Annotated in this window: 20 protein-coding genes, 1 rRNA gene and 2 pseudogenes; all 23 read left to right on the top strand. The window is 43.4% G+C overall.

What is annotated here, in order from left to right; genetic code table 11:
• Positions 1 to 91 (top strand): 23S ribosomal RNA (locus DXA18_RS04340); the annotation flags it as partial.
• A 250-nt stretch (positions 92 to 341) separates the two neighbouring features.
• The gene (locus tag DXA18_RS04335) at positions 342 to 1,208 is read left to right on the top strand and encodes a YitT family protein (RefSeq protein WP_330424399.1); all 867 of its coding nucleotides are present in this window, start codon (positions 342 to 344) and stop codon (positions 1,206 to 1,208) included.
• A 63-nt stretch (positions 1,209 to 1,271) separates the two neighbouring features.
• Positions 1,272 to 2,483, top strand: a complete 1,212-nt coding sequence (locus tag DXA18_RS04330; protein ID WP_118382829.1) for a carboxylate--amine ligase — start codon at positions 1,272 to 1,274, stop codon at positions 2,481 to 2,483.
• 18 nt (positions 2,484 to 2,501) lie between these two features.
• Complete coding sequence (locus tag DXA18_RS04325) at positions 2,502 to 3,221, top strand: aspartate/glutamate racemase family protein (RefSeq protein ID WP_118382828.1); 720 nt, start codon at positions 2,502 to 2,504, stop codon at positions 3,219 to 3,221.
• A gap of 42 nt (positions 3,222 to 3,263) precedes the next feature.
• The gene (locus tag DXA18_RS04320; protein WP_243007025.1) at positions 3,264 to 4,787 is read left to right on the top strand and encodes a Mur ligase family protein; all 1,524 of its coding nucleotides are present in this window, start codon (positions 3,264 to 3,266) and stop codon (positions 4,785 to 4,787) included.
• Positions 4,788 to 4,865: 78 nt separating this feature from the next.
• Positions 4,866 to 5,492, top strand: a complete 627-nt coding sequence (locus DXA18_RS04315; RefSeq protein WP_118382827.1) for a hypothetical protein — start codon at positions 4,866 to 4,868, stop codon at positions 5,490 to 5,492.
• A 106-nt stretch (positions 5,493 to 5,598) separates the two neighbouring features.
• Positions 5,599 to 5,853, top strand: a complete 255-nt coding sequence (locus DXA18_RS04310) for a Mur ligase domain-containing protein (RefSeq protein WP_118382826.1) — start codon at positions 5,599 to 5,601, stop codon at positions 5,851 to 5,853.
• On the top strand, positions 5,817 to 7,124 hold the full coding sequence (locus DXA18_RS04305; protein ID WP_118382825.1) for a UDP-N-acetylmuramoyl-L-alanyl-D-glutamate--2,6-diaminopimelate ligase: 1,308 nt from the start codon (positions 5,817 to 5,819) through the stop codon (positions 7,122 to 7,124). Before DXA18_RS04310 ends, DXA18_RS04305 begins: the two co-directional genes overlap by 37 nt.
• Complete coding sequence (gene priA, locus DXA18_RS04300) at positions 7,103 to 9,328, top strand: replication restart helicase PriA (RefSeq protein WP_118382824.1); 2,226 nt, start codon at positions 7,103 to 7,105, stop codon at positions 9,326 to 9,328. The genes DXA18_RS04305 and priA overlap by 22 nt, the downstream gene beginning before the upstream one ends.
• Positions 9,329 to 9,372: 44 nt before the next feature.
• Positions 9,373 to 9,843, top strand: coding sequence for a peptide deformylase (gene def, locus DXA18_RS04295; RefSeq protein ID WP_118382823.1), 471 nt, complete (start codon positions 9,373 to 9,375; stop codon positions 9,841 to 9,843).
• 2 nt (positions 9,844 to 9,845) lie between these two features.
• On the top strand, positions 9,846 to 10,772 hold the full coding sequence (gene fmt, locus DXA18_RS04290; protein WP_118382822.1) for a methionyl-tRNA formyltransferase: 927 nt from the start codon (positions 9,846 to 9,848) through the stop codon (positions 10,770 to 10,772).
• 75 nt (positions 10,773 to 10,847) lie between these two features.
• Positions 10,848 to 11,549, top strand: a complete 702-nt coding sequence (locus DXA18_RS04285; protein ID WP_118382821.1) for a zinc metallopeptidase — start codon at positions 10,848 to 10,850, stop codon at positions 11,547 to 11,549.
• A gap of 29 nt (positions 11,550 to 11,578) precedes the next feature.
• Complete coding sequence (gene rsmB, locus DXA18_RS04280; RefSeq protein WP_118382820.1) at positions 11,579 to 12,880, top strand: 16S rRNA (cytosine(967)-C(5))-methyltransferase RsmB; 1,302 nt, start codon at positions 11,579 to 11,581, stop codon at positions 12,878 to 12,880.
• A 34-nt stretch (positions 12,881 to 12,914) separates the two neighbouring features.
• Positions 12,915 to 13,973 carry a 23S rRNA (adenine(2503)-C(2))-methyltransferase RlmN gene (gene rlmN / locus DXA18_RS04275; protein WP_118382819.1) on the top strand — a complete coding sequence of 353 codons (1,059 nt, stop codon included), beginning with the start codon at positions 12,915 to 12,917 and terminating at the stop codon, positions 13,971 to 13,973.
• The gene (locus tag DXA18_RS04270) at positions 13,974 to 14,717 is read left to right on the top strand and encodes a Stp1/IreP family PP2C-type Ser/Thr phosphatase (protein ID WP_118382818.1); all 744 of its coding nucleotides are present in this window, start codon (positions 13,974 to 13,976) and stop codon (positions 14,715 to 14,717) included.
• Positions 14,711 to 16,716: pseudogene (pknB, locus tag DXA18_RS17595) on the top strand (Stk1 family PASTA domain-containing Ser/Thr kinase). Before DXA18_RS04270 ends, pknB begins: the two are co-directional and overlap by 7 nt.
• A 2-nt stretch (positions 16,717 to 16,718) precedes the next feature.
• Positions 16,719 to 17,595, top strand: a pseudogene (gene rsgA, locus DXA18_RS04260) (ribosome small subunit-dependent GTPase A).
• Between the two features lie 2 nt (positions 17,596 to 17,597).
• Entirely contained in the window at positions 17,598 to 18,260 is a 663-nt protein-coding gene (gene rpe, locus DXA18_RS04255) for a ribulose-phosphate 3-epimerase (RefSeq protein WP_118382817.1), read from the top strand.
• Positions 18,253 to 18,915, top strand: coding sequence for a thiamine diphosphokinase (locus DXA18_RS04250; protein ID WP_118382816.1), 663 nt, complete (start codon positions 18,253 to 18,255; stop codon positions 18,913 to 18,915). The genes rpe and DXA18_RS04250 overlap by 8 nt, the downstream gene beginning before the upstream one ends.
• Before the next feature lie 245 nt (positions 18,916 to 19,160).
• Entirely contained in the window at positions 19,161 to 20,453 is a 1,293-nt protein-coding gene (locus tag DXA18_RS04245) for a substrate-binding domain-containing protein (protein WP_118382815.1), read from the top strand.
• Between the two features lie 85 nt (positions 20,454 to 20,538).
• Positions 20,539 to 22,047 carry a sugar ABC transporter ATP-binding protein gene (locus DXA18_RS04240; RefSeq protein ID WP_118382814.1) on the top strand — a complete coding sequence of 503 codons (1,509 nt, stop codon included), beginning with the start codon at positions 20,539 to 20,541 and terminating at the stop codon, positions 22,045 to 22,047.
• Between the two features lie 18 nt (positions 22,048 to 22,065).
• Positions 22,066 to 23,718, top strand: a complete 1,653-nt coding sequence (locus DXA18_RS04235; RefSeq protein ID WP_118382813.1) for an ABC transporter permease subunit — start codon at positions 22,066 to 22,068, stop codon at positions 23,716 to 23,718.
• A 143-nt stretch (positions 23,719 to 23,861) separates the two neighbouring features.
• Positions 23,862 to 25,466: a response regulator gene (locus DXA18_RS04230; RefSeq protein ID WP_118382812.1), complete on the top strand. Its 1,605-nt coding sequence runs from the start codon at positions 23,862 to 23,864 to the stop codon at positions 25,464 to 25,466.
• Positions 25,467 to 25,488: the final 22 nt, after the last annotated feature.

Raw genomic sequence — 25,488 nt, 5'->3', positions numbered from 1 at the left:
CCCCTTGAAGACGACGAGGTAGATAGGTCAGAGGTGGAAGTGTGGTAACACATGTAGCTGACTGATACTAATCGGTCGAGGGCATAACCAAGACGGAGATAGGTAAGAAGATGTAGAGTTTCTTGTATACGGTTTTGAAGGTATATATGATGAGGCTGTAGACCATAAGGTTTGCAGCTTTTTTTGTTCAGTTCAGAACCAGGCAGAAGTGCCACATCCTTGACAATATGTGAAATTAAGCCTAAAATGAATAACGGAAAGAGCAGTTGCGGATTATAGATTTATGAGTTAGATTTATAGTTTGTGGCTGTTTTTTGTTATTATAGAACAGGAGGTACATGATGGAGAATACAAAGGTAAAAGACTGGGTACTTGATATAGGAGCTGATTTGATCGGCGGTATTCTGATAGCGCTGGGAATTTATAATTTTGCCCTGTATGCGAATTTCCCGGTTGCAGGATTTTCGGGTATTGCGATTATTTTGTATCATATATTTGGACTTCCGATTGGTATAGGGACAATTCTGCTGAATGTTCCGGTATCCATATTCTGTTATAAGTTTTTAGGAAAGGGATTTTTCTTCCGTTCGGTCAAGTCTATGGTGATTTCATCATTGCTGATGGACTATGTGGCACCATTGTTTCCAGTATACGATGGAGAAAGACTGCTCGCTGCAGTGTGTATGGGAGTACTCTGTGGTCTCGGATATGCATTGATCTTTATGCGGGATTCTTCAACAGGAGGTCAGGATTTCATCACAGTGTCCATTCGTAAAATTTGTCCGCATCTGACACTTGGTATACTTACGATGATCTTTGACAGTGCGACAATTTTGTTGGGCACATTGATTGTGTTCCATGAGATTGATGGTTTATTATACGGTATTATTGTAACGTTTTTGATCTCGACGGTTATGGATCATTTCATGTATGGTATTTATAAAGGAAAACTTACTTTTGTAGTGACGGAACATGGTAAGGCAGTTGTAGATGCGATTGATAAAATCAGTGGCAGAGGTGCGACAATCGTCAAGGGAGTAGGTGGATATTCGTTGAAAGAAAAGGATATCGTTTTGTGTGCATCTAATAATAAAGAAATGTATCAGATCAAGCGTCGTGTGCATGAAATCGATCCGGATGCATTTACGATGATTGTAGAGTCTAATGAGGTCGTGGGAGAAGGATTCCAGGAAGGTTCATTCGATTGACACCAGATAGGGTACGGAGTATAATAAACTGACAGTATTTCGACAAAGGGGAATATATAAATTATGGAATTTAAAGAAAGAGAATTTATCCCGGTGTTGCTGGGTGGGGATATTAACACTTACAGTGTTGCACGGGCATTTTATGAACAATATCAGGTGAAATCCTATGTATTCGGTAAGTATCAGACCGGACCGAGTTTCCGAAGTAAGATCACGATTTATGAAGGGAATCAGGCAATCGATACGGACGATTATTTTATGAAGCGGATTAATCGTTTCGCGAATGAACATAAGGATAAGAAGATTCTTCTGATTGGCTGTGGTGATAGCTATGTGGCACTTGCAAGCCGCCATAAGAATGAGCTTCCGGCTAATGTAATCGCACCATATATCGATTTTGACCTGATGGATAGTTTACAGCAGAAGGAACGTTTCTATGAATTGTGTGAGAAACATGGCGTAGCATATCCTAAGACGATTGTATACAAGCGTGAGATGGGATTGGATTTTGCATGTGATTATCCATATCCGGTGATTTTGAAGCCATCGAACAGTATCGCATATTGGGAGCACCCATTTGAGACACAGAAGAAGATATATAAGATCAAAGATCGTGCAGAGCTTGAAAGAGTAATTGAAGAGATTTACGGCGCAGGTTATGATGATGATCTTATTATTCAGGATATGATTCCAGGTAATGATGAATATATGCGTGTGCTGACTTCTTATTCAGACCGTGATGGCAAGGTGAAGATGATGTGTCTGGGTCATGTACTGCTGGAAGAACATACACCACATGGTCTGGGCAATCATGCGGTTATCATTACAGAGCCGAATAAGGAACTGATGGGACGTGTGAAAAATCTGTTGGAAGATCTGCATTATGTGGGATTTTCTAATTTTGATATCAAATATGATCAGAGAGATAACACATATCGTTTCTTTGAAATTAATACTAGACAGGGAAGAAGTAATTACTATGTAACCGGATCTGGCTTTAATGTAGCGAAGTATTTTGTGGAAGATTATATTTATCACAATGAACTTCCGTATGAAGAAGCAACAGAAGAACACCTCTGGATGACTGTTCCTAAGGGAGTCGCTTATAAGCATGTGAAGAATCCGGAATATGTAGCGAAGATGAAGAAGCTGGTATCAGAAGGCAAGATGGTGAATCCTGTATTTAAGAAGGGAGATCTTGGACTGAACCGTTTTCTCAGAATGGTAAAAACACATCTGAAACAGTATAAGTACTTTGACACGTATTATAACTAGAGGTATCTAAAGAATAAAATGGAAGAATTAAAGAACAGAAAGATGCTGGGAATCATAGGCGGCATGGGACCGGAGGCCAGCTGTTATTTCTATGAAAATGTAATTGCACATACGAAAGCGGAAAAGGATCAGGAGCACATCGATATGGTGCTGTTGAGTCATGCGTCCATGCCGGATCGTACAGAAGCGATCCGTACAGGAGATGACACACATTTGATCAATCTGTTGTGTAATGATGCCAGAACACTGGAGACGTTGGGAGCATCGAATATTGCAATCACCTGCAATACATCGCATTATTTTTACAAACATATACAGAATGCAGTTAAGATTCCGGTGATCAATATGATCCAGGAGAGTGTGAACTATGCGGTACATAAGTATGACAATGTGAAGCGTGTGGGAATCATGGCGACAGATGGAACGATCGGATCTAAGATTTATCACAAAGCCTGTAGGAAAGCAGGGGTGACGCCTGTACAGCCGTCAGCAGAACGGCAGGCGGATGTGATGTCACTGATCTACGATGATATCAAGGCAGGGAAGAGCGGAGACCGTGCAAAATTTGATCGTGTGGTCAGTGAATTTATGCGCAAAGGATGCGATGTGATCATCCTGGCATGTACAGAATTATCCGTGTTTAAGGGGAAGCATGAGGTGGCATCTATTTGTCTGGATGCAATGGATGTACTGGTGGAAGAATCCATTCGCAGATCCGGAGCGGAATATGTAGAATAACGTAATAAAACAGAATGATCTGTTTTAATAGGAGGAAAAATAATGGCAGAAATGAAGCATTATACACTTGGGGAATATGTGAAGCTGCTGGAGGAGAAAGGCATGCTTGCAGAATATAATCTGCAGGGAAAAGACGGAGAAGAAATTAAACTTCTTACTTATGATTCCAGAGAAGTTACACAGGGAACGCTCTTTATCTGTAAGGGTGCTGCATTTAAGGCAGAATACCTGAAGAACTCAATGAATCAGGGAGCGGTATGTTACGTCAGTGAAAAGAAATATGAATTAGAAAAAGAAGTACCGTATATTCTGGTGAAGGGTATCCGAGATGCAATGGCGGTACTTGCTAATTTCTTCTATAATAAGCCGTGGGAAGATCTTGCAGTGATCGGATTTGGCGGAACAAAGGGAAAATCTACTTCAACATATTATATGAAAGCGGTTGTGGATGACTATCTGGCGGCACAGGACAAGCCGGAAAGCGCGGTGATCTCAACAATCGATATTTACGATGGTAAATCAAAAGTAGAATCACACATTACTACACCAGAGGCAGTAGAGTTACAGATGCATCTGCGCAATGCGCTGGACTGTAACATTGAATATGCGGAGATGGAGATCTCTTCACAGGCATTGAAGTATGGCCGTGTAGATGAGATGCAGTTTGATGTATCTGTATTTTTGAATATTTCGGAAGATCATATTAGTCCGATTGAGCATCCAGATTTTGAAGATTATTTCCAGTCTAAGATGAAGATGTTTGAGAAGTCCAAGATTGCAGTTGTGAATCTGGACGCAGATTATATTGATCAGATTCTGGAAGCATCAAAAGCAGCCGGAGAGGTTGTGACATTCAGCACAAAGAATCCGGAAGCAGATTATTATGCTTATAATATTCATAAAGAGGGAAAAGATATTCATTTTTCGGTAAAATGTGAAGCATTTGATGAGGAATTTGTACTTACCATGCCAGGCTTCTTTAATGTGGAGAATGCGCTTGGCGTAGTTGCAGCATCTGTGAAACTTGGCATTCCGACAGAATATATTCATTCTGGACTTCGACGTGCAAGATCCAGTGGACGTATGGAGTTTTATCACAGCAAGGACCATGAGGTCATGGCAATTGTAGATTATGCACATAACAAGCTAAGCTTTGAAAAGTTATTTTCGGCTATGAAAGAGGAATTTCCGGATTATGGACTGGTAGCTATCTTTGGATGTCCTGGCAAGAAGTCACTTCTTCGTAGAAAGTATCTGGGAACGATTGCCGGTCAGTATTCTAATATGGTATACTTAGTGGCAGAGGATCCGGGATATGAACCGGTGGAAGATATTTCCAAAGAGATCGCGCAGTATGTAGAAGCCCAGCATTGTCCGTATAAGATGATTGAGGATCGCGGTGAGGCGATCAAGGATGCGATCGAGACGGCAGAAGGTAAGACACTTCTTCTGGTTACAGGTAAAGGAGCTGAGACCAGGCAGAAGTATGGCTGTGAATATCTGGACTGTCCTTCAGACGTAGAGTATGTACAGCGTTATCTGGCCGAGTATGACAGCAGACATTAGAAAGTTACAAAAGAATAAGGATTTAATGCCGATGGCGTAAATCATAAATGCGGAATGAGCGAAAGGAGAACATGTATCATGAAGAAACTGGTAGCAGCGTTATTAGCTGGAGTGATGGTATTTTCACTTGCAGCCTGCGGAGAAGAAGAGGATTTTGACGCAAAAGGTTATGTGGAGGGTGTGCTGGACGCAACCTATCATGGAGAATATGCGGCACATGCGGAGGATGTAGGCGAGAGCGAAGAGGATATTAAGAAAGAGCTGGAAGATAATAATATTCAGGTTGCCAAAGATGCTCTGGCTCAGTCCGGACTGACTGCAACAGACGATGAGATTGCGGCATATGTTGCTATGATTGAAGATGGATATAAGAAGATTACCTGGACAGTAAAAGACGCAGTCAAAGATGACAATGATAATTTTACTGTAGATGTAGAGATTACTCCGGTAGGTCTTCTGGATAATCTGCAGACAATCTTCACGAACAAGCTTCAGGAAGCAGTGGCAAATGGCGTAGATGAAAGTGGTTATATGGCAGTCTTTAATGAGTCTGTACAGGAAAGTATCAATCAGGCACAGACTTATGATCCACAGACAGTGACACTCAATGTTACTTATGAAGAGAATTCAGATGGTGATCATGTATACTCTATCAATGAGAGTGATATGGAGAAATTAGATTCTATCGCAACACATATGAACTAATGTAGATGTGAATACGGACAAAAGAGGCAGAGTAATCTGCCTCTTTTGTTACCATACAAGGCTTTCGGCATAAGATGATAGCAAGGAAGTTGTGGGATGTACGGAAATGAGTATTCGCATAAAGGAATTGATTTCAGGAGTTGAATATCGAGTTATACAGGGAACAACAGAGACGGTTGTGATGGAAATTGCATATGATTCCAGAAAAACAAAGTCCGGCAGTATGTTTGTATGTATCAAAGGATATCGGACAGATGGGCATGATTATATTGAAGAAGCTGTAAGGCGAGGAGCAGTTGCGATAGTTGTACAGCAATCATATGATTGGAAAAAGACCGGCTGCCAGAGCAGATTGCAGTGATAGCAGTCCTGGATACGCGTATTGCACTGGCAGAGATAGCAGCAGCATTTTATCGTTATCCTGCAAAAGAAATGCAGATCATAGGTGTGACCGGGACGAAAGGAAAGACGACCACTACCTATATGATACGGGAAGGTCTTAGACAGGCAGGACATAAAACAGGATTGATAGGGACGATCGAAGTTGATGCTGATGGCGCAGAGACAGGGAGAGTTCAGGCAGAGACTCATACCACGCCGGAATCACCTGAGCTTCATCAGTATCTCCGGATTATGGCAGATGTTGGATGTGATTCAGTGGTGATGGAAGTGTCTTCTCAGGCATTAAAGATGCATCGGGTAGAAGGAATTCATTTTACGGCAACGGTATTTACCAATCTGGGAGAGGACCATATTGGACCGGGAGAACATGCGGATATGCAGGAGTATCTGGAATGTAAGCGTAAATTGTTTTTGCAGACAGAGTTCGCAGCCGGTAACCAGAATGATGTGCTTCTGGAGGAAGTGTGGGCGCAGACCATTTGTAGAAAGGTCCGTTATATGGTAAGAGATGGGGAATGTGATGGACAGAATACACAGACGGCAGATTACGTTGCAGAGCAGATTGAGCATATTAATTTGCAGGAAGAACTTGGAATAACCTGTAATGTGAGTGGGAATGTGTCGGGAAGCCTTACATTATCCATGCCGGGACAGTATAATATATCCAATGGGCTTGCTGCAATGGCAGTGTTGAAAGAAATGGGAGTGTCGGATGCAGTGATCTTTGAGGCCTTGCGGACAGTGCAGGTTCCGGGACGGATGGAGCAGATAAAACTTCCGATATTGACAGGATATAGAATTCTGGTGGATTATGCTCATAATGCTATGAGTCTGAAGAATAGTCTGAAGACATTACGGAATTATCAGCCGAAGAGAATTGTTGTCATCTTTGGATGTGGCGGCAACCGGTCAAAATCCAGAAGGATGGCGATGGGAGAGACAGCTGGGAGATATGCGGATCAGGTGATCGTGACGACAGATAATCCAAGATACGAAGATCCGGAAGCTATTATGAAAGAGATAGAAATAGGTTTGTTAAAAACAAATGTTTATTATACAATGATTGCAGACAGGAAAGAAGCAGTTTATTATGCAATCGAACATGCGCAGTCAGGAGATATGATCCTGATCGCGGGGAAAGGACATGAGAATTATCAGGAGATACGGGGCATCCGTTATCCGATGGATGATAAAGAGCTGGTGAGAGAATGTATGCAGATGTTATTGTAGATATTACACATGAAAAACTAGATAAAGTATTTCAGTATCGGATACCAGATACGCTGAAGGATCGTCTGTGTATTGGTTCGGAAGTGATCGTGTCATTTGGAAAAGGTGATCGAAAGATTCGTGGATATGTAGTTGGATTTTCTGAGAAACCGGACTATGCGCCGGAGAAGATTAAGCCGATTCTTGAGATTGATGAAAAGGGCATGGCAATTGAATCCAGACTGGTACGTCTGGCAGCATGGATGAAGGAAGCTTATGGCGGTACTATGATCCAGGCATTAAAGACGGTACTTCCAATCAAGAAAAAGGAACAGGAGCGGACGAAACGTACCCTGCGTCTGTGTCTTACAGAGCAGGAAGGAAAAGAGAGACTTGAACGGTATCTGGAGAAGAATCAGAAGGCAAGAGCCAGGGTACTTGCGGCACTTTTAGACAGCCCGGAAATGGATTACGGTCTGGCAGTGAAGAAGCTTCATGTGACCGCATCGGTAGTGCGTGCACTGGAAGCTAAGGGTGTGTTGAAAGTGGAGTCTGAACGGGAGTACCGGAACCCAAAGATCCAGAAGCGCGAACAGAACGTGCTGCTCCGGTATACGCGGGAACAGCAACAGGCAATTGAACAATTTCAGAGGGAATATCTGGTTGGAGATTATGGCACTTACTTGATACACGGAGTGACCGGAAGCGGCAAGACGGAAGTATATATGGAAATGATCCGGACGGTGGCAGCAGAGGGCCGACAGGCGATCGTACTCATACCGGAGATTGCATTGACCTGGCAGACGGTGATGCGCTTTTATCAGATATTTGGTGCCCGTGTGTCGGTAATGCATTCCCGGATGTCGGCGGGTGAGCGGTACGATCAGATGCAGCGGGCAGCAAATGGTGAGCTGGATGTGATGATCGGACCGAGATCTGCACTCTTTACCCCATTTCCGAATCTGGGATTGATTGTTATTGACGAGGAACATGAGAACAGTTATAAGAGTGAACAGGTACCGAGATACCATGCAAGAGAGACGGCGATCGCAAGAGCGGAGATGGAACATGCAAGTGTGGTACTGGGTTCGGCCACACCGTCTATGGAAAGCTATTACCGGTGCCAAACGCGGGAATATCGTCTGATAGAACTGAAGGAGCGAGTGGGAAACAGGCCGCTCCCGACAGTACATACGACGGATATGCGGGAGGAACTGGCACACGGTAACCGGTCAATCTTCAGTGATCTGCTCCGAGAGAAGATCAGAGACCGGCTGGAAAAGGGGCAGCAGACGATGTTGTTCATCAACCGGAGAGGCTATGCAGGATTTGTATCCTGTCGTTCCTGTGGATATGTGGTGAAATGTCCACATTGTGATGTGTCATTGTCAGCACATCGGAATGGCAAGCTGCTCTGCCATTACTGCGGTTATGAAGAACCGATGATAAAAGTATGCCCATCCTGTGGATCTCGTCATGTGGGCGGATTCAAGGCAGGAACTCAGCAGATCGAGGATCTGGTGAAACGGGAATTTCCGGAAGCCAGAGTCCTGCGAATGGATATGGATACGACGAAGAATAAAGATGGTCATGAAAGAATATTATCTGCATTTGCGGATGGCGAAGCAGATATTCTGGTTGGTACGCAGATGATCGTGAAGGGACATGATTTTCCGGCAGTGACGCTGGTGGGAGTGCTGGCAGCAGATATGTCGTTATATTCTTCAGATTACAGATCCGGGGAGCGTACATTCCAGCTGCTTGTGCAGGCAGCTGGTCGTGCGGGAAGAGGAAGTGCGCCGGGTGAAGTAGTGATCCAGACTTATGATCCGGAGCACTACAGCGTTAAAACAGCGGCAAAGCAGGATTATCAGGCGTTTTATCGGGAAGAACTGGAATTTCGTGACCGGATGGGATATCCACCGGTGGAGAATATGCTGGCAGTGCTTATGATGGGAGAAGAGGAGAACCTTCTGAATACAGCGGCAGAATATCTGAAGGCTTATGCTGAGCGGATCGGTGGCAATTATCTGGAAGTAATCGGTCCGGCAGTACCGTATGTCGGTAAGGTCAGTGACATTTACCGAAAGATTCTCTATCTAAAATGTCCGAAATATGGTATGCTGATAAGAGTGAAAAATCAGCTGGAACGTTATATTAAGGTTAATTCCGGGTTTCAGACACTGAGAATTCAGTTTGATTTTAATCCGATGAATATATTTTAAGTGGTTCGGTTCTGGTGACCGGATCTGTGAAAGGAGAACAATAAATGGCACTGAGAGACATACGCGTGATGGGAGACGAGGTTCTGAATAAGACCTGCAAGGAAGTGACTAAGATGACACTTCGTACCAAGTTATTGATCCACGACATGCTGGATACAATGTACGATGCAGGAGGAGTTGGACTGGCAGCACCACAGGTGGGCATTCTTAAACGTATTGTTGTAATTGACATAGGCGAAGGACCGATCGTTCTGGTGAATCCGGAGATCGTTGAGGAGTCCGGAGAACAGACAGGAGAAGAGGGATGCTTAAGCGTTCCTGGCAAATCTGGCATTGTAACACGTCCGAATCATGTAAAAGTCAAAGCATTTAATGAAGATATGGAGCCGATCGAACTGGAAGGAGAAGAATTGCTTGCAAGAGCATTCTGTCATGAGATCGATCATCTGGATGGACATCTCTATGTGGAACTCGCAAAAGATGGCATCCATGATGTGGAGTACGAGGAGGACTAAGAATGAGAGTTATTTTCATGGGAACGCCGGATTTTTCGGTGGGAACACTGGAAGCACTTATAGAAGCAGGGCATGAGATTGTACTGGCAGTAACACAGCCGGACAAGCCGAGAGGACGTGGTAAGGAGATGCAGTACTCCCCGGTAAAAGAGGCGGCACTCGCACACGATATTCCGGTATATCAGCCACAGCGGATTCGCGATGCAGAATGTGTGGAAGAATTAAAGAAATATCCGGCAGATGTGATGGTAGTTATCGCATTTGGACAGATTTTACCAAAAGAGATCCTGGATATGACAAAGTATGGCTGTATTAATGTACATGCTTCACTGCTTCCGGATTATCGCGGCGCAGCACCGATCCAGTGGGCGGTGATCAATGGTGAACCGGTCAGTGGCGTGACAACTATGCAGATGGATGAGGGACTGGATACCGGTGATATGATCATGAAGACGGAAATCGTGCTGGATGAGAAAGAAACTGGTGGATCTTTACATGATAAGCTGGCAGAGGCCGGAGCAAAGCTGTGTGTGGAGACGTTAAAGGCGGTGGAAGACGGTACTGCAGTTCGCACGAAACAGGGCGAGACCGGTACGGATTATGCGAAGCAGCTGAATAAGAAGATGGGAGATATCGACTGGACAAGACCTGCGGTAGAGATCGAACGGCTGATTCGTGGATTGAATCCATGGCCAAGCGCATATACTTCATGGAGTGATAAGACTATGAAGATCTGGGAGGCTGAGGTTCTGGATAAAGAGTCAGGACAGGCACCGGGTACAGTTGCAGAAGTGGATAAGAAGACATTTGCAGTGCAGACCGGAAAAGGGATGCTGAAGATACTGAGTCTGCAGCTTCCAGGCAAGAAAAGAATGGATACCGATGCATTTCTGCGGGGTAATCAGATAAAAATAGGCGAAACATTGTAAAAAAAGTGTGAAAAACAGGTTATTGGCCTGTTTTTCGACTATAATAAGGAAAACGCATTACAGGGGGTAAGAACAATGTTTTATTATTATATGGATCCTACGTATATACTGGTGCTGATCGGTGTGGTAATCTGCATGGCAGCATCGTCTAAGATGAACCGTACATTTCAGAAGTATTCCAGAGTGCACAGCCACAATGGAATGACCGGAAGAGAAGCTGCGGAGCGTATTTTACACAGCCAGGGAATCTATGATGTGCGTGTAGAGCATGTATCCGGAAATCTGACAGATCATTATGATCCGAGAAATAAAGTACTGCGTCTGTCAGATGCTACATGGCAGTCTACATCTGTTGCGGCTATTGGAGTTGCAGCGCATGAGTGTGGTCACGCATTACAGCATGCAAGGGGATATGTGCCGCTTTCTATCCGAAGCACACTGGCACCAGTAGCAAGTTTTGGAAGCGGTATTGCATGGCCATTGATCATTCTGGGACTGATCTTTAACAATAATATGTCAGTGACATTACTGAATCTTGGTATTCTTGCGTTTTCACTGGCGGTACTGTTTCAGATTGTGACTCTTCCGGTAGAATTTAATGCATCCAGAAGAGCACTGCATCTGCTTGGCAGTACGGGAATGCTCTATGAACCAGAGGTATCCGATGTGCGTAAGGTACTGACGGCGGCAGCACTGACTTATGTGGCAGGAACAGCATCTGCAATCTTACAGCTGCTCAGAATTCTGATTCTGACTGGCGGAAGACGCAATGATTAAGAGCCTGAACAGTTACAAAAGGAGTATATATGGGAAATACAGTAAATGACCGGGAACTGATACTTGAGATCCTTCTGGCGGTAACCAGAGATGGAGAGTATAGTCATATTGCCCTTCGGAATGTGCTGGAGAATTACCAGTATCTGGATAAATCGGAGCGGGCATTTATTACGAGAGTAACCGAGGGTACATTAGAACGTATGATAGAACTGGATTATATTATTAACCAGTTCTCCAAGACAAAAGTCAATAAAATGAAACCGGTGATCCGGACGATTATCAGGAGCGCAGTCTATCAGCTGAAGTATATGGACAGTGTTCCTGATTCAGCTGTCTGCAATGAGGCAGTGAAGCTGGCTGGTAAGAGAGGATTTTCCGGATTAAAAGGATTTGTCAATGGCGTGCTGCGCAATATCAGCCGTAACCTGGACAATGTGAAGTATCCGGATAAGTCAGATACGGTAAAGTGGCTGTCCGTAATGTACTCAATGCCGGAATGGATCATTACCGAATGGCTGAAGAATTATGATTGTGAGATGGTAGAGAAGATGCTGCAGGCATTTCTGGCTGAACGTCCAACAACGATCCGATGCAATCTGAGCCAGATAAGCAGAGATGAGCTTGCGGAAGAATTGAAGAAGGAAGGCGTGAAAGTACACCTGTGTGATACCATCGACAGTGCACTGTTTATCAGTGGATATGATTATCTGGGAGCATTGGAAAGCTTCAGAGCAGGACATTTCCAAGTTCAGGATATCAGTTCTATGGAAGTGGCAGAATGGGCAGATCCGAAAGAGGACGAGTATATCATCGATGTGTGTGCAGCACCGGGCGGCAAGTCGTTGCATCTGGCAGATAAGCTTACAGGAAAGGGACATGTAGAAGCGAGGGATCTGACGCCGTACAAGGTAGACCTGATCCGTGATAATATTGCGCGTATAGGCATAGATAATATAGAAGCTGTGTGTCAGGATGCAACGGTATACGACGAAGCATCTGAGAAGAAGGCAGACATTCTGATCGCGGATCTGCCGTGTTCGGGACTTGGTGTACTTGGTAAAAAGACGGATCTGAAGTATAAAATGAATCCGGATACACAGGAAGAACTGGTTCATTTGCAGAGAGAGATCCTGTCTGTGGTACACCGCTATGTCAAGTCCGGCGGTAAGCTGTTATACAGCACCTGTACGATCCACAGGGCAGAGAATCAGGAGAACGCAGCGTGGTTTGCAGAGCAGTATCCGGAGTTTGAACTGGTAAGAGAACGACAGTTCCTTCCAGGAGTGGATGACAGTGATGGATTCTATATTGCTGAGTTTGTCAGAAAGTAAATACAGCATAGTCTGAAGAAATGAGAGAATGACGATGGAAAAGACAATCGAGAAAGTAGATATACGTTCCTTGGATTATAAAGAACTGCAGGAAGAAATGACGAGAATTGGAGAAAAAGCCTTTCGAGGGAAACAGATCTATGAATGGCTGCATGTGAAGCTGGCAGACAGCTTTCAGGAAATGACCAATCTTTCCAGGAGCCTGCGGGAAAAGCTGGAAGCACAGTATGTGATCCGCAAGGTGGATATGCTGGAGCATCAGATATCGAAGAAGGATCCTACGGAAAAATTCCTCTTTGAGCTAGAAGACGGCAATGTGGTAGAGAGCGTACTGATGAAATATAATTATGGCAATTCAGTTTGCATTTCATCACAGGTCGGATGTCGGATGGGATGCAGGTTCTGTGCCTCGACGATTGGTGGAAAGGTACGAAACCTGACTACATCAGAGATGCTGGGACAGGTGTACCGAATTCAGAAAATCAGCGGAGAGCGGGTATCCAATATCGTAGTCATGGGAACCGGAGAGCCATTAGATAATTACGATAATTTTCTGAAGTTTATCCATATGGTCAGTGATGAACATGGACTGCATATCAGCCAGCGTAATATCACAGCATCGACCTGTGGGATCGTGCCTAATATTAAGCGGCTTGCAGAAGAAAAGCTGCAGATCACACTGGCTTTGTCACTGCATGGTTCCAGTCAGGAAAAACGACAGGAACTGATGCCAATCGCTTATCAGTATGATCTGTCAGAGGTACTTGCGGCATGTGAGGAGTATTTTGAGAAGACAGGACGGCGCATCACATTTGAATACAGCCTGGTGCAGGGCGTCAATGACACGGCGGAGGATGCGGCAAGACTGATTAAGATGTTGGGACATATGAATTGTCATATGAATCTGATTCCGGTGAATCCAATCAAAGAGCGCGCATTTCAGAAACCTAGCCGCAAAAATGCGGAGGAATTCAAAAATAAACTTGAACATAGTGGAATAAATGTTACAATAAGAAGAGAACGCGGTTCCGATATAGATGGGGCCTGCGGTCAATTGAGACGACGTCATATTACTTCTAAAAAGGAGAATTAGATGAAATATTATGCAATGACTGATGTCGGAAGACGGCGTGAAATGAATCAGGATTATGTATATGCAATGGGGCAGCCGATCGGTCCGTTCCCAAATCTGCTGGTGGTAGCCGATGGAATGGGAGGACACAAAGCGGGCGATTTTGCATCCAAATTCACAGTAGAGGTTGTAAAGCGTGAGATTGCAGGAAGCCGGAGCAGAAAGCCGGAGAAAGTACTGCGTGACGCGATACAGGTTGCCAATCGGGAGCTGATCCGTGTGGCATCGAGGGATGTGAAGCTGGAAGGCATGGGTACGACACTTGTAGTTGCAACGGTGATCGGTGATACGCTGTATTTTGCCAATATCGGTGACAGCCGTCTCTATTTGATAGATGATAATATAAAGCAGTTGTCCAAGGATCATTCCCTGGTAGAAGAGATGGTACGTCTGGGTGGTATCAAGGCGGAAGATGCAAGGAATCATCCGGATAAGAATATTATTACCAGAGCCATGGGGGTGAAGGATGAAGCAGAAGCTGATTTTTATGAATTCAGGATCAAAAGGGGAGATAAGATTCTGATGTGTACCGATGGACTTAGTAACATGGTAGAAGACGAAGATATGTTTGGACTGGTGAAGGGGTCACGGGATGTTGTCGAAGCGGTTCAGATGCTGATAGACAGAGCGAACAGCAACGGAGGAAGAGATAACATCGGAGTGGTACTTGCCGAACCGATTGCAAGTGAGGAGAGTACGTGGTGAGCATTTATTTAGGTAAGCGATATGAAGTGTTAACGAAGATCGGCGCAGGCGGTATGGCGGATGTCTACAAAGGCAAAGACCATATGCTGAATCGTTATGTGGCGATCAAGGTATTGAAGAAGGAATTCAGAGAGGACGAGACATTTGTTAAGAAGTTTCGCTCCGAGGCTCAGGCAGCAGCCGGACTTCTGAATCCGAATATTGTTAATGTATATGATGTAGGGGAAGATCGTGGTCTGTACTACATGGTCATGGAATTGGTAGACGGTATCACGTTAAAAGAATATATTGATAAAAAAGGCAGACTGTCTGCAAAGGAAGTTATCAGCATTGCCATTCAGATGTGTAATGGTATTGAGGCAGCACATGAACGACAGATCGTACATCGGGATATCAAGCCACACAATGTGATGATCTCCAAGGATGGCAAGGTGAAGGTGACAGACTTTGGTATTGCCAAGGCTGCATCGTCAGCGACGGTCAGCACCTCTGCGATGGGATCCGTACATTATACTTCGCCGGAGCAGGCAAGAGGCGGGTATGTAGATACCAAGAGTGATATCTATTCCGTAGGTATTACCTTGTATGAGATGGTGACAGGTCATGTACCGTTTGATGGTGAGACAGCGGTAGAAGTTGCTGTGAAGCATCTGCAGGAAGAGATTACGCCGCCATCGGAAGAAGTGCCGGATATTCCGTACAGTCTGGAACAGATTATTTTAAAATGTACACAGAAGAATTCGGAGAGACGTTATGATAATATGGAAGATCTTATCAAAGATCTAAAACATTCATTAGTAGATCCGGATGGCGACTTTGTACAGATCATCCCACAGAATAATGCAGATACTGTGATCATTACAGAAGATGAGTTGAATGATATCCGTGATTCTTATGATGATGCGGATGATTACGATGATGATAGCTATGATGACGATTATGATGATGAGTATGACGATGATTACGATGACGAAGGCGAGGAGCATGACAGTGATGAAGTGAACCCGCGTATGAATAAGATCATGAAGATTCTTACGATCGTGGTAGCTGTATTGATCCTTGTGGTATTGGGAGTTGTAGTTGGTAAGGCTACAGGTGTCTTGAAGTTTAATAAAGGTATCCTGCACTTGATACAGAGAATAAGATTAAAGTGCCGAATCTTGTAGGCAAGACAGAAGGCGAAGCGAAGCAGATCCTGGAAGAATCCGGATTGAAGTGTAAGGTTACAGCCAGACGTGAGTCTAAAAAATATGACGAAGGATATGTTATCGAACAGAATCCGGAAGAGGGCAAACGCGTAAAGAAAGGCTATGACGTAGAGATTGTGGTAAGCTCTGGAAAGAAGTCAGAAGAAGGTACAATCCCGGATGTATACGGACAGGATGAAGCATCAGCTCAGAAAGCGCTGGAAAATGTAGGATTTACCAATATCAAATCGGAAGCTGTGTACAGTGAAGAAGAGCAGGGGACTGTTATCGGCACGAATCCGACAGCAGGAACTAAAGTTAGCAAAGATACAGAGATTACCATGCAGGTCAGCAAAGGTTCTGAAAAAATTACGGTACCGAATGTGGTCGGTAAGACAGAGTCAGAAGCCAAGAGCGCGATCACAGGAGCAGGCCTGACAGTGTCTACTGTTGAGACAGAGTATAATGAGAATTATTCAGAAGGTCAGGTTATTCGTCAGGATCCGGCAAGTGGCAAGGTGGAAAAAGGAACCAGTGTCAGTCTGGTAGTAAGTCTTGGCAAGAAACCGGAGACGAAGCTGACGGTACCGAATGTGGTCAATGTATCAGAGGCGAGTGCACGACAGATGATCAGCAATGCAGGACTGACTGTATCAGATACAACATATATTTCCAGTGATACGGTGGCAGCAGGATGCGTTATCAGTTGTAGTCCTGGTGTTGGATCGGAAGCATCTAAGGGCACAGGAGTAAGTCTTGTGATCAGTACCGGTTCATCCGCTTCTGGAGGTAATATGGGAAATGAGCAGTAATTATGCAGGGTAAGATAGTGAAGGGTATTGCCGGATTCTACTATGTTCACGTAGTAGAATTCGGTATTTACGAATGTAAGGCAAAAGGTATTTTCGAAAAAAGGCACCAAACCACTGGTTGGTGATAATGTAGAGATTGATATTCTGGATGAAGAGACGAAACTGGGTAATATTCGTGAGATACTGCCCAGAAAGAATGAATTGATCCGTCCGGCAGTTGCCAATGTGGATCAGGCACTTGTGGTATTTGCGATAAAGAAGCCGGCCCCACATTTTAATCTGTTGGATCGTTTTCTGGTTATGATGGAAAGCAAGGACATACCTGTTGTATTGTGCTTTAATAAACAAGATGTGGCTTCATTGGAAGAGATGCAGGAGATCAGAGAGATTTACGAGCCATCTGGATATCGTGTGGCATTTATCAGCGCACGGATGGAAGAGAATATTGACGAGATCAGAGAACTGCTGGAAGGAAAGACAACGACGGTGGCGGGACCATCTGGTGTGGGTAAGTCTTCGCTGATCAATTGTCTGCAGCAGGAGATACAGATGGAGACGGGGGCAATCAGCCAGAAGATTGACCGCGGCAAGCACACTACCAGACATTCCGAGCTGATTACAGTAGATGAGAATACATATATCATGGATACTCCAGGATTCAGTTCGCTGTATACCAATGATTTTGAGAAAGAAGAACTCAAACAGTATTTTCCGGAATTTGAACCATATGAAGGACAGTGCAGATTCAACGGATGCGATCATGTGCATGAACCGGACTGTGCGGTGAAGCATGCACTGGAAGAAGGTAAGATCAGCCAGGTAAGATATCAGAATTATCTGGAATTATATAAAGAACTAAAGGAAAAGAGGAGGTACTAGAATTGAAGTACGTAATTGCTCCTTCCATTCTGTCAGCAGATTTTACACAGCTTGGTAAGGATATCAAAGAAACAGAAGAAGGCGGTGCAGCTTACCTGCACTTTGACGTTATGGATGGTATGTTTGTGCCAAATATATCTTTCGGAATTCCGGTTATGAAATCGATCCGTAAGGCAACACACCAGGTGATGGATGCACATCTTATGGTGCAGGATCCAATTCGTTATGTGAAAGCATTTAAAGAGGCGGGTGCAGATCTGATCACGGTACATCTTGAGGCATGTCCGGATGTACGCAAGACGTTGACGGAGATTAAAGATCTTGGGATTATGGCAGGACTTTCTATCTGTCCTGAGACATCGGTAGAAGAGATTCGTGAATATCTGGAATATGTAGATATGATACTGATCATGTCTGTGCATCCGGGTGCGGGTGGACAGAAGTTCATGGAAGAATCACTGGATCGTATCCGTGAGACCAGAAAAATGATTGAAGAAAGCGGAAAAGAGATCGATATTCAGGTTGATGGCGGTGTGAAGTTTGAGAATGCCCGTAAGATCCTGGATGCAGGAGCTAATATTCTGGTAGCCGGTTCTGCTGTATTCGGTGATAACATTGTTGAAAATACAAGAAAATTTGTGGAGATATTCAGAGACTATGAGTAAGTGTGCGATCATTGTCAGTGGGGGAACTCTTGATGAGGCATTGGCATTTGAAACGCTTAGGGAGTATGAAGAACCATGTGTGATCGGTGTAGATCGGGGCGTAGAATTTCTCTATCACCACAAGATCCGTCCGAATTATATCGTAGGAGATTTTGACAGTCTGCCAGAGGAGATCGTTACCTATTACAAGGAGCGGAACGATGTACCGATCCGAGAGTTTAATCCGGTGAAGGATGCAACGGATACAGAGATTGCAGTGCGTCTTGGTATGACGCTGGGATGTAGTAAGCTGATCATTCTGGGGGCGACAGGTGGAAGACTGGATCATTTCTGGGCAAATGTACAGACTCTTATGATTTCACATAAGGCAGGCATCTATGCGGAGATTCTGGATACACAGAATCGGATCCGTCTGATTGGTGGCGAGACACATATCCGTAGAGAAGATATGTACGGTCCGTATTTCAGTGTATTTCCGCTGGGTGAGATTATCTATGGATTTAATATTACCGGGGCAAAGTATCCGCTCAGGGACCATACGCTGACACCATATGACAGTCTCTGTGTGAGCAATGAGATCGCGGAAGGCGAAGATGAAGCGGTGATTGACTATTCCGGAGGTACCGTGATACTGATGGAGACGAGAGATCGATAAATAATAAAAGTAAAAAGACTATGCAGACGGACGAGATGGCAAAGCGGTCCAAAATGCATAGTCTTTTATTATGTACTGAATGGGGAAATGTTGAAAATATATAAAAATATTAAGAAAAACAATAGAATTTTGATAATTAATCCAAAAATATTCTATTCTTTCCTGGTAGGTTCGTTATTATAATTAAATTAATCAATTAAGCGAAGGGCTTATAGAACAAAACGACCAAATGGGAGGAAAGAAAAATGAAAAGAAAAGTAATTGCAACAATGCTGGCAGCAACGCTTGCATTATCTCTGGCAGGATGTGGAGGATCTTCAGGATCTTCAGGATCTTCAGGTTCATCTGATTCATCAAGTTCTTCAGAGAGCAGCACAGCCAACAAAGACAAACCACTGTGCTGGTTTAACCGTCAGCCATCCAACAGCTCAACCGGAGAACTGGATCAGGAGGCACTGAACTTTAACAAAGATACTTATTATGTAGGATTTGATGCTAACCAGGGTGCTGAACTTCAGGGCCAGATGGTTGTAGATTATATCAAAGCTAATGCGGACAAGATCGACAGAAATGGTGATGGAGTGATCGGTTACGTACTTGCGATCGGAGATATCGGACATAATGATTCAATTGCACGTACACGTGGTGTTCGTTCAGCTCTTGGTACAGGCGTAGAAGCTGATGGCGATGTTGATTCTACTCCGGCAGGAACAAATGTAGACGGATCATCTAAAGTTGTTCAGGATGCAACTCTTGAAATCGATGGAAAGACATTTACGATTCGTGAGTTGGCTTCTCAGGAAATGAAGAACGCAGCAGGAGCAACATGGGATGCAGCTACAGCCGGTAATGCAATCGGAACATGGACAGCATCATTTGGCGATGAGATTGATGTTGTTGTTTCTAACAATGATGGTATGGGAATGTCAATGTTCAATGCATGGGCAAAAGACAGTAAAGTTCCTACATTTGGATATGATGCAAACAGTGATGCGGTAGCAGCTATCGGCGAAGGATACGGCGGAACAATTTCACAGCATGCAGATGTTCAGGCTTATCTGACACTGAGAGTTCTTCGTAACTCACTTGACGGAGTAGATATTGACACAGGTATCGGTACAGCTGATGAGGCTGGTAACTGCCTGACAGAAGGTGAAGATTACAGATACAGCGAAGAAGACAGATCTTACTACGCATTGAATGTTGCAGTAACAGCTGATAACTACAAAGACTTTACAGATTCTACCAAGGTTTATGACAAGGTTTCTAAGCAGCTGGATTCAGAGAAGAGCCCATCTAAGAAAGTATGGCTGAACATTTATAACTCATCTGATAATTTCCTGAGTTCTACATATCAGCCACTGCTTGAGAACTACGATGATCTTCTCAACTTAACTGTAGATTACATCGGTGGAGATGGACAGACAGAGTCTAACATCACAAACCGTCTTGGTAATCCTGGAGAGTATGATGCATTTGCAATTAACATGGTTAAGACCGATAACGCAGCAGCATATACATCAATCCTTTCTAACTAAGAAGTAAGTAAAACAGTAAATGAATGAAATAAAGAAGGGCGTCGAGCTGGATGCCCTTCTTTCTCTAAGAAAAGGAAGCAGAGCTATGGCAGAGGATAAGAATAAGTACATCTTATCGATTAATGGCATGAGCAAATCATTCGGCAGGAATAAGGTTCTGAAACATATCGACCTGAATGTCAAACCCGGATCTATCATGGGACTTATGGGTGAGAATGGTGCCGGAAAATCGACAATGATGAAATGTCTATTTGGAACCTATCAGAAAGATGAGGGGACAATTATATTAGATGGGCGGGAAGTTAATTTCTCGGGTCCGAAGGATGCGCTTGAAAATGGGGTGGCAATGGTTCATCAGGAGTTGAATCAGTGTCTGGAAAGAAGCGTAGTGGATAATATGTTCCTTGGACGATATCCGAAAAATTCATTCGGAATCGTTGACGAGGCAAGAATGAAAAAGGAAACGTCGAAGTTGTTCCGAAAGCTTGGAATTACAGTAAGTCTGACACAGCCGATGAAGAAAATGTCTGTATCGCAGCGTCAGATGTGTGAGATCGCAAAAGCGATTTCCTATAATTCAAAGGTGATTGTACTGGACGAGCCAACATCTTCACTGACAGCACCGGAAGTGGAAAAGCTGTTTAAGATGATGCGGCAATTGAAAGCACAGGGAATTTCGTTGATCTATATTTCTCACAAAATGGACGAGATACTTGAAATTTGTGATGAGATATCAGTATTGCGAGATGGTAATCTGGTTATGACGAAAGATAGCAAGGACACTGATATGAATGAGCTGATCGCAGCCATGGTTGGGCGTTCTCTTGATAACCGTTTTCCACCTGTGGATAATGAACCGGGAGAGACAGTTTTTTCTGTACAGAATCTCTCGACGAAATATGCACCAAAGCTTCAGAACATTTCGTTTGATATTAGAAAAGGTGAGATTTTTGGTTTTTATGGTCTGGTTGGTGCCGGAAGAACCGAACTTCTGGAAACTATATTTGGAATGCGTACCAGAGCGGAAGGTAATGTAATATACAATGGTAAAATCATGAATTTCAATTCTCCAAGGGAGGCAATGGATCATGGATTTGCATTGATCACGGAGGAAAGAAAGGCAAATGGTCTGTTCCTGAAAGGCGACCTTACCTTTAATACGACTATTTCAAATATGAATCATTATAAGAATGGAATTGCATTGTCACATGATCGTATGGTACGTGCGACTGCAGAAAAGATCCGAATCATGCACACAAAATGCATGGGACCGGATGATATGATTTCAAGTCTTTCCGGGGGAAACCAGCAGAAGGTTATCTTTGGAAAGTGGTTGGAACGTTCGCCGAGTATATTTATGATGGATGATCCTACCAGAGGAATCGATGTAGGAGCAAAATATGAGATTTATGAACTGATCATTAATATGGCAAAACAGGGAAAAACAATTATTGTAGTTTCTTCTGAGATGCCGGAGATTCTGGGAATTACGAACCGTATTGGAGTAATGTCTAATGGTCGTCTGGCCGGAATCGTTAACACCAAAGAGACAGATCAGGAAGAATTATTGAGACTCAGTGCAATGTACTTATAATAGAGAGGAGCAGTGAATATGGCAGAGAACAGTGTAATTCTTTCGGTTGAAGAAGAAGCAAAGCTTTTGCAGCCGATTGATGAATACGTTGGTAAAATACAGGATCAGATTGACGCACTGCGCGTTGACGGAACCGATCAGGTTAATAATATCAGCAATTGTATAGCAATTGCGAAAGAAAACAAGAATTTATCAAAAGAAGAACAGGCAAAACTTATTGCTGAGTATAAACAAGAACTGGAAAAAGCAAAATCAGTAGAAAATGCTAATAAGCAGGAAGTTACCAGATTGATTGCAGAAGCAGAAAGTTATCTTGCGAAGCATTACAATAGTGAATATTATGATATTGTCGCAAAGAGCTGTGAGGCAGAAAAGAAAGCAGAAAACAGTAATTATGATAAGCTGAAACAGGAGCTTCAGGCTGAACATAAGCAGAGACTGAATAGTTTGAGAGATGCAGAAGACATCAAAGCAGAAAAATATAATTATAAGAATAAACTGTTTGATGCTCAGATGGCACATGAATCCAGAATCCAGGAGATCAAAGACAGAAGACATGATGCATTTATGCATAAGTTCCATCTGATCGATCTTCTGAGAATGTCTAAATTCACGTTTGCACAGAAACGTATCCAGAGTTGGGAAAACTATAAATATTCGTTTAATGTAGCTCAATTCCTGTACAAAAACGGTCTGTATATTGTTATCATTATGATTTTTATTGCATTGTGTATTATTACACCGATGGTGAAAAATGCTCAGCTGCTTACAGTAACCAATATTCTGAACATTTTACAGCAGGCATCGCCGCGTATGTTCCTGGCTCTTGGTGTTGCAGGACTGATTCTTCTGACAGGTACGGACCTTTCTGTAGGACGTATGGTTGGTATGGGTATGGTTACAGCAACGATCATTATGCATAACGGTATTAATACAGGTAGTGTGTTTGGTCACATTTTTGACTTTTCTGCTATGGCACCTGTGCAGAAAGCATTACTGGCATTAGCTACATGTATTTTCCTTACAACTATGTTTGCGATGATCGCCGGATTTTTTATGGCAAGGTTTAAGATGCATCCGTTCATTTCGACGATGGCAAATATGCTGATCATCTTTGGACTCGTAACTTATGCTACCAAGGGTGTTTCGTTTGGTGCAATTGATGCTGCTATTCCAAATATTTTTATTCCACAGATCGGTAAGTTCCCGACAATTATTCTTTGGGCTGCAGCAGCAGTATTTGTCGTATGGTTTATCTGGAATAAGACAACATTTGGTAAGAACCTGTATGCAGTAGGAGGAAATCCGGAGGCAGCAGCAGTATCTGGTATTTCTGTATTCAAGGTGACAATGGGAGCATTCATTCTGGCTGGTATTTTGTATGGATGTGGATCATGGCTGGAATGCAACCGAATGATCGGTTCAGGAAGTGCAGCTTATGGACAGGGATGGGATATGGATGCCATTGCAGCCTGTGTGGTTGGTGGTGTGTCATTTACCGGTGGTATCGGTAAGATCTCAGGTGTAGTAACTGGTGTGCTGATCTTTACATCACTTACATACTCTTTGACAATTCTTGGAATTGATACCAACCTTCAGTTCATTTTTGAAGGAATTATTATTCTTGCAGCGGTTACGCTTGACTGTCTGAAATATGTACAGAAGAAATAATTAGAAAAACAGTAATAAGCAAGCCGCCTTTGTTCGTCGGATAGAGATGAAAAAGGCGGCTTTTACGATATGATTGTTTAGTATCATATTATTTTCTGATATAATGATAACAGAAGTCCAGAGGGTGACAGAGGGGTATTAGAATGGAACAATACAAAGTGATCCTGGTAGATGATGAAGTGGAAGTGATTGATGCGATGCAGGCATTAATCCATTGGGATGAACTGGGATTTGAAGTGGTAGGCAGTGCGACAAACGGAGTGAAGGCACTGGAACTTGTGGAAAAACTTCAGCCGGATGTGGTGTTGACGGATATTAAGATGCCATATATGGATGGGCTGGAGTTAGCAAGAAGATTGAATAAGGACTATCCGAATATCTATATTCTGCTGTGTACAGGGTTTGATGAATTTGAATATGCGCAGGAAGCAGTACACCTTGAGATTAAGGAATATATGCTGAAACCGATCAATGCATCGGAATTATCCACAGGTCTGACAAAGTTGAAAGATACCCTGGATCGTGAGCGTGAAGAAAAATTAAATGTGCGTAAGCTGGAAGATTATTTTAAGGAAGTATTGCCTGCATTGCGTTCAAATTTATTCGTGTCATTAATAGAAGGTCGGATCAGCGAACAGGAATATCAGAGATTTCTTTCTGCATACCGAGTGGAAATGCAGGGTCCGCTGTATTGCTGTGTGATCTTCCATACATCCAGCACTCATGTGCCGGATGGTGTAGATCCTGTGCTTTTGTCAATGTCAGTTGAACGGGAAATCAAGGAGCGCCTGGCGACAGAATGGAAATGTCAGGAATTTATATATCTGGGGAATACACTCCTGATCGTGGAACTGGAGATGGAAGAGAAAATTGCGGAATTAACAGATGCGTGTGACCGGTTCTGCAGATGGGCATATCGGATTATGGGAGCAGTTGTAACTGCAGGAATAGGAAGAACAAGTGATAGTCTGTTTCATATCCATCTTTCTTATGAAGGTGCACGGGAAGCGGTGTCTTACAGAGTTCTGTATGGAACGAAACGTGCGATCAGTATCGGAGAGATTGTGCCGAAGGAACAGAATTTGACCATACAGGCAGAAGAGACCCGGATGCAGGAATTATTTCGGGCAGTGCATGTAGGTAATCAGGAAAAGATTGAAAAGGCGGTTAAAAAAGAAATTGAGATATTGCATAAAAACGCAGATACGATCGAACAGTATCGTTTGGCAACAATGGAGATCGTGAGTGGCTTTTATAGATTTTGTGTAAATAATTCAATAGATTTTAACAGAATATCCAAAGATATGCAGAGCAACTATGAAAAAGTACCGGAGATGGATGAAAGTACACTTGCGGCATGGCTGATAGAAGTGTCCATGACGATTAGTGATATGTTAAAGAAGGCAAGGAACAGTACATCCAGAAGGCTTGTAACAGAGGCACAGAATCTGGTTAAGAATCGCTATATGGAAGCAGAAATATCACTGGATGAAGTGTGTTCGGTACTTGGGGTATCTAATTCCTATTTTTCCTCGGTGTTTAAAAAGGAGACAGGCAAGCCATTTATTACATATCTGACAGATTACAGAATGGACATTGCGGCAGATCTGATGGTAAATACGAATGATAAGAGTTATACGATTGCGGAGAAAGTCGGATATCCGGATGCTAATTATTTCAGTTATGTGTTTAAAAAGAGATTCGGAGTATCTCCGTCCAAGTACAGAACAAAGTATCTGCAAAAATAAGCTGGCTATGAGGGCAGAACAG

It is taken from the genome of Dorea sp. AM58-8 (genome assembly GCF_003464045.1).
GTDB lineage: Bacteria > Bacillota > Clostridia > Lachnospirales > Lachnospiraceae > Claveliimonas > Claveliimonas ammoniilytica.
The sequence above is the reverse complement of the archived record's forward strand: the minus strand, read 5'-3'. Positions and strand labels throughout refer to the sequence as shown.

What these genes read in the sequence shown, in the direction of transcription:
- def (WP_118382823.1), top strand. Translation starts at nt 9,373, where the DNA reads ATGGCACTGAGAGACATACGCGTGATGGGAGACGAGGTTCTGAATAAG.
- DXA18_RS04230 (WP_118382812.1), top strand. Translation starts at nt 23,862, where the DNA reads ATGGAACAATACAAAGTGATCCTGGTAGATGATGAAGTGGAAGTGATT.
- DXA18_RS04330 (WP_118382829.1), top strand. Translation starts at nt 1,272, where the DNA reads ATGGAATTTAAAGAAAGAGAATTTATCCCGGTGTTGCTGGGTGGGGAT.
- DXA18_RS04285 (WP_118382821.1), top strand. Translation starts at nt 10,848, where the DNA reads ATGTTTTATTATTATATGGATCCTACGTATATACTGGTGCTGATCGGT.
- priA (WP_118382824.1), top strand. Translation starts at nt 7,103, where the DNA reads ATGTATGCAGATGTTATTGTAGATATTACACATGAAAAACTAGATAAA.
- DXA18_RS04320 (WP_243007025.1), top strand. Translation starts at nt 3,264, where the DNA reads ATGGCAGAAATGAAGCATTATACACTTGGGGAATATGTGAAGCTGCTG.
- DXA18_RS04310 (WP_118382826.1), top strand. Translation starts at nt 5,599, where the DNA reads ATGAGTATTCGCATAAAGGAATTGATTTCAGGAGTTGAATATCGAGTT.
- fmt (WP_118382822.1), top strand. Translation starts at nt 9,846, where the DNA reads ATGAGAGTTATTTTCATGGGAACGCCGGATTTTTCGGTGGGAACACTG.
- rsmB (WP_118382820.1), top strand. Translation starts at nt 11,579, where the DNA reads ATGGGAAATACAGTAAATGACCGGGAACTGATACTTGAGATCCTTCTG.
- rlmN (WP_118382819.1), top strand. Translation starts at nt 12,915, where the DNA reads ATGGAAAAGACAATCGAGAAAGTAGATATACGTTCCTTGGATTATAAA.
- DXA18_RS04240 (WP_118382814.1), top strand. Translation starts at nt 20,539, where the DNA reads ATGGCAGAGGATAAGAATAAGTACATCTTATCGATTAATGGCATGAGC.
- DXA18_RS04325 (WP_118382828.1), top strand. Translation starts at nt 2,502, where the DNA reads ATGGAAGAATTAAAGAACAGAAAGATGCTGGGAATCATAGGCGGCATG.
- DXA18_RS04235 (WP_118382813.1), top strand. Translation starts at nt 22,066, where the DNA reads ATGGCAGAGAACAGTGTAATTCTTTCGGTTGAAGAAGAAGCAAAGCTT.
- DXA18_RS04315 (WP_118382827.1), top strand. Translation starts at nt 4,866, where the DNA reads ATGAAGAAACTGGTAGCAGCGTTATTAGCTGGAGTGATGGTATTTTCA.
- DXA18_RS04335 (WP_330424399.1), top strand. Translation starts at nt 342, where the DNA reads ATGGAGAATACAAAGGTAAAAGACTGGGTACTTGATATAGGAGCTGAT.
- DXA18_RS04250 (WP_118382816.1), top strand. Translation starts at nt 18,253, where the DNA reads ATGAGTAAGTGTGCGATCATTGTCAGTGGGGGAACTCTTGATGAGGCA.
- DXA18_RS04245 (WP_118382815.1), top strand. Translation starts at nt 19,161, where the DNA reads ATGAAAAGAAAAGTAATTGCAACAATGCTGGCAGCAACGCTTGCATTA.
- DXA18_RS04270 (WP_118382818.1), top strand. Translation starts at nt 13,974, where the DNA reads ATGAAATATTATGCAATGACTGATGTCGGAAGACGGCGTGAAATGAAT.